Genomic DNA, 4,063 nt, shown 5'->3' on the forward strand with positions numbered 1-4,063 from the left:
TGATTTATTGAGCTGCTTTATAATAAAAATATATAAAATTACTAATGATAAAATTGTAGCTAAAATGTTTTATAAGTAAGCTGAGAGTTTTAGCTAAAAATTACCTAATCTTATGAGTATCGTAACCTTAAGCGAAGTATGATTGAATCATACAAATTGATCATATGCAGTTGTAAAGAGATTGATTATGTAAGTGTTAAGCTGTTGCTGTATATCAAGTGCTCCGCGCGCGCGTCAAAATGGTACGCTCTCAGTTTGGCCGTAAAGCTGTTGTTTATAAAATTAAGTGTAGGCATCCTTATGCAAGTAAAACAGTTAGTTATCGATAAAGTCGCAATACGTGCGGTAACGTTATTTGCGGCAGTAGCATTAGTAGGTTGCACTGTCGCTCCAACAAGACACGCGCCACGCCATCCTCCTTGTCCTCATTATCGTGAAAAAGTGGTAATTTACCGCTGATTGAAAAATGATTGATTCCCCAGTATTGGTAGCTATTTCTGTATTTATAGAAATATGTTAGTTTTATCAGGGTTCAATTATCTTAAATGGGAGATCGTTTGCGTGGATTATATTGATATTACTCAGCCAGGTGGTCCGGAAGTATTAAAGCTACAGCAAGGAAATATACCTAAAATTTCAGTGGGTGAAGTGTTAATTAAAGTAAAAGCGACCGCAGTGAATGGTGCTGATCTTGTACAAAGAAAAGGCCATTATCCGCTTCCTAAAGATGCTTCGCCTATTTTGGGTTTAGAGGTTTCTGGTGTCATTGAAGCCGTTGGTGATGGTGTTGTTGGTTGGCAAGTCGGTGATAGGGTCTGTGCACTGACGAATGGAGGTGGTTATGCTGAATATGTTAATGTCCCAGCCGAGCAGTGCTTACCGATTCCTACAGGTGTGTCATTATTAGAAGCTGCATCGTTGCCTGAAACGTATTTTACCGTGTGGTCGAATGTCTTTGACCTTGCTCAATTAAAAAAAGGTGAACGTTTTTTAGTTCATGGAGGTTCGGGTGGCATTGGTTCTACAGCAATCCAGCTTGCTAAAGGGCTAGGCGCAACAGTGTTTACGACCGCTGGCAGTGATGAGAAGTGTCGAGTATGCACGGAGTTAGGGGCGGATTATGCGATTAATTACCGCGAACAAGACTTTGTTGACGTTGTTTTAAAAGCAACAGATAATCAGGGTGTTGATGTTATTTTAGATATGATGGGTGGTGAGTACACTAATCGCAATTTAGAATGCGCAGCGATCAATGGTCGCATTGTAATGATTGCATTTCGTAACGGCGCTGTAGCGGAGATTAATTGCAAGACATTACTTTTTAAATGGTTAACCTTAACCGGGAATGCCTTGCGGCCTCAGCCGTTAAGTATTAAAGCTGGCATTGCAAAGAATTTAATAAAAACAGTTTGGCCATTATTTTCTGAAAATAAATTAAAGCCTGTTATTGCGAGTGTCTTTTCCTTGGAACAAGCAAGCTTAGCGCACGAGCTTATGGAGTCCAGCCAGCACATTGGTAAAATTGTGCTTGAGGTTCACTAAACCAACGAAAGTAATCCACTTTTTATTCTAAGTGGATTACTTTGTCTTTAAATACGACAAACATCCCCGCCGCCTTGTTAATCAATAACATTTACTCTATACGCATGTTATTGCTCGCAATAGCTAATAATTTTTGGTAAACTACCGAGTAAATCGATCTTAAATGGAAGATTTGACGGCTAAAATAATAATAACCTATTGAAAGGCATGAGAAAATGAAGGAACAGCGCTTAATCATTCAATCAGAATATAGGGTGCAGGGATAGCGATAGCAGTACAATACCCTCGAAAGTGTCATCGATTAGATTCGTTGAAAGATATGCTCAAGTACCGTGTTACCGTGGCGGACTCAGATCAGGAATATGCTTGGCAATTAGTCGCCTATTATCCAGTGTGGTCCTTTACTAATGAAGAGAAGTTAGTCGGTGCTGGCGAAGAAGAGCGCGACCAATACAGTTATATGCCGTGTTTAGCCGTGAATGTTGTCGATCACTTTTCAACGACATTAACCCATGAATCTTTTGTCGGCCAAACAGAGTTTATTGGTTTGCTGGATTATCAACATCATCAAAATCGGTATCGGCCGACGTTTGTTTCGTTGGCAGATTTTGCTCAAGCCTTGTTGAAAATTCACCAAAATGACCAAATTGCACCGAAGTTATTAAACTACGATCACCCAGACAGTGAAGGTTATTATGCGGTGACTATTTTACAAGGCAGTGGCAGCCTTGGTGTTTATCGGCTTTATGCCTCTGCCTTGGATGCATTGCTAGGAAAACATAGTTATCGCTATGGTCAGGGGGACTTTACCAGCCCAGCGGAGCGTGGCTATGAGGAAGGTGAGCTTGTAAGGGCTTGCTATCGGGCGAAAAATAAGAATGTTTTCGCTTATTTAGCCTATCAACGCTTAAAGCAACAACACAAAAATCTGCAATTACAAAGCACCGATACGGTATCAACAGTGACGTCTTATAAACGCTTATTACAATCGTGCGATATGAGTCAAATGGTGGTTGATTATGGCTTAGAGAGTGCATTAGCTGGAGTAACAGCGCTGTTATATGGCACGGCGAAAAGCCTTGAATATAAGGATAAAGTCAGCCTAAAAGCACAGGGTCGTATGATTAAGCAGTCGGCTTGGCCGATAGAGTTTGCTGATTATACGCATACGCCCATCACGGATAAAGCGTTTTATCGGCTTGGGCAACGTGTGCACATGCAAAGTGCAGAGAGCACTGGCATTGTTTGTATTGCCTATGCCATGGCAAAAAGCCAGCGTTGTTTTTACTACCTGACACAAGATCAGCTTGATGAGATTCAAGCCGAAGGTATGCGTTATCGAAAGCAAGCGCAAGAGTTTTTAACTGCCCAACAGCAGGCGAGTGCTAAGCAAGGACAAACTTCTCAGCTCATCGGTCAAGCAAAAAATAAGTTCAAAGAGTTTTTAGGTCAGGAAAATATCAACGTTATTGATGTTGATGATGTGGATGGCCATTCGGTGAGTTTGTGTGAAATTTTATTGATCAGCAAAGACCCTTTATTAAAAAAAGACCCGGTTACTTTTGTTTCGACAGCATTGCTCGAGCGTTTGGGTGCACCTAAACTCTCTTTAGGTCGCGTGACTGAGTTAGGGGTGACGGTCTCCATTGCTTTGGGTGTGGTCGTTAAAGAAGCGGTCACTTTAGGGCATATTAACGGTCAGGACTATAAAGCGCTGACAGATAAACTAATAGAGGGTTATAAGCGGCTAAAAGATCGCTTAGACCGAGTGAATGTGACCAAGCATGCGAAAATCGCTGATAGAGGCCCTGTTTTTGGGGGCAGTATTCAAAATGCTCAAGGAAAAAAAGCGGCGCGAGGTTCCCTGTTAAATCGTGCAGAAGCACTGACCAGCAACAGTGATAATGAGGGGAATCTTCTCAATCTTTCGACCGATGATGTGTCTGGCAGTTTTAACCTTTGGGGGGTGAAAGACAACGCACATAGCGAATTTCGTTGGTATGATATTCAAGGCGATGCCTCGGCGCAGTTTATGCGTTACACTACCGATGCGGCGGCCCGCATGAATTTGGATCATAATGCCTTATTAATTAACAGCCATGCTAAAGCCGAACTCGATGTTTTTACGGGAAATTGCCATCTAAGCACTTATTTTCCGAATAAGCAGGGCTTACATGTACAGTTTGAGCTGGTTAAAGAAAAGTTTCAGCCTCACCCTATTACGGGTTATGATTACGAACCGGCTTATATTTTAAACTGTGGGCGTTTTTTTATTAAACTGGAGAGTGAGTTTTCTGCGGTTGTTGGTGCAACGGGTTCACTCTATGCGAATGCCGCGGTGCATTTTAAACGCTTTCGAGCTAAAGATAACTCTTCGAGTATGCTTGCACAAATGGTGCCGTTAACCGATAAAGAGCATGCTGAATATCAAAAAAGCAAAAACAAAGTTGTTCCTGAAAAAGCGCTCAAGCGTATTAAAACCATTAAGCCCAGCGTGAAAGTGGATGCTGGAGTCAAAGTG

2 protein-coding genes are annotated in these 4,063 nt (G+C 41.7%); both read left to right on the forward strand.

Features of this window, described 5'->3' with window-relative positions; translation table 11 throughout:
- The first annotated feature begins 561 nt into the window (after nt 1-561).
- Nucleotides 562-1,542: an NAD(P)H-quinone oxidoreductase gene (locus tag BGC07_RS00965; RefSeq protein WP_069311612.1), complete on the forward strand. Its 981-nt coding sequence runs from the start codon at nt 562-564 to the stop codon at nt 1,540-1,542.
- Between the two features lie 319 nt (nt 1,543-1,861).
- Nucleotides 1,862-4,063 (forward strand): hypothetical protein (locus tag BGC07_RS20345; RefSeq protein WP_158006819.1); only part of this gene is annotated, 2,202 nt, incomplete at its 3' end.

Origin of the sequence: Piscirickettsia litoralis, assembly GCF_001720395.1 — a bacterium.
Taxonomy (GTDB): Bacteria; Pseudomonadota; Gammaproteobacteria; order Piscirickettsiales; family Piscirickettsiaceae; genus Piscirickettsia; species Piscirickettsia litoralis.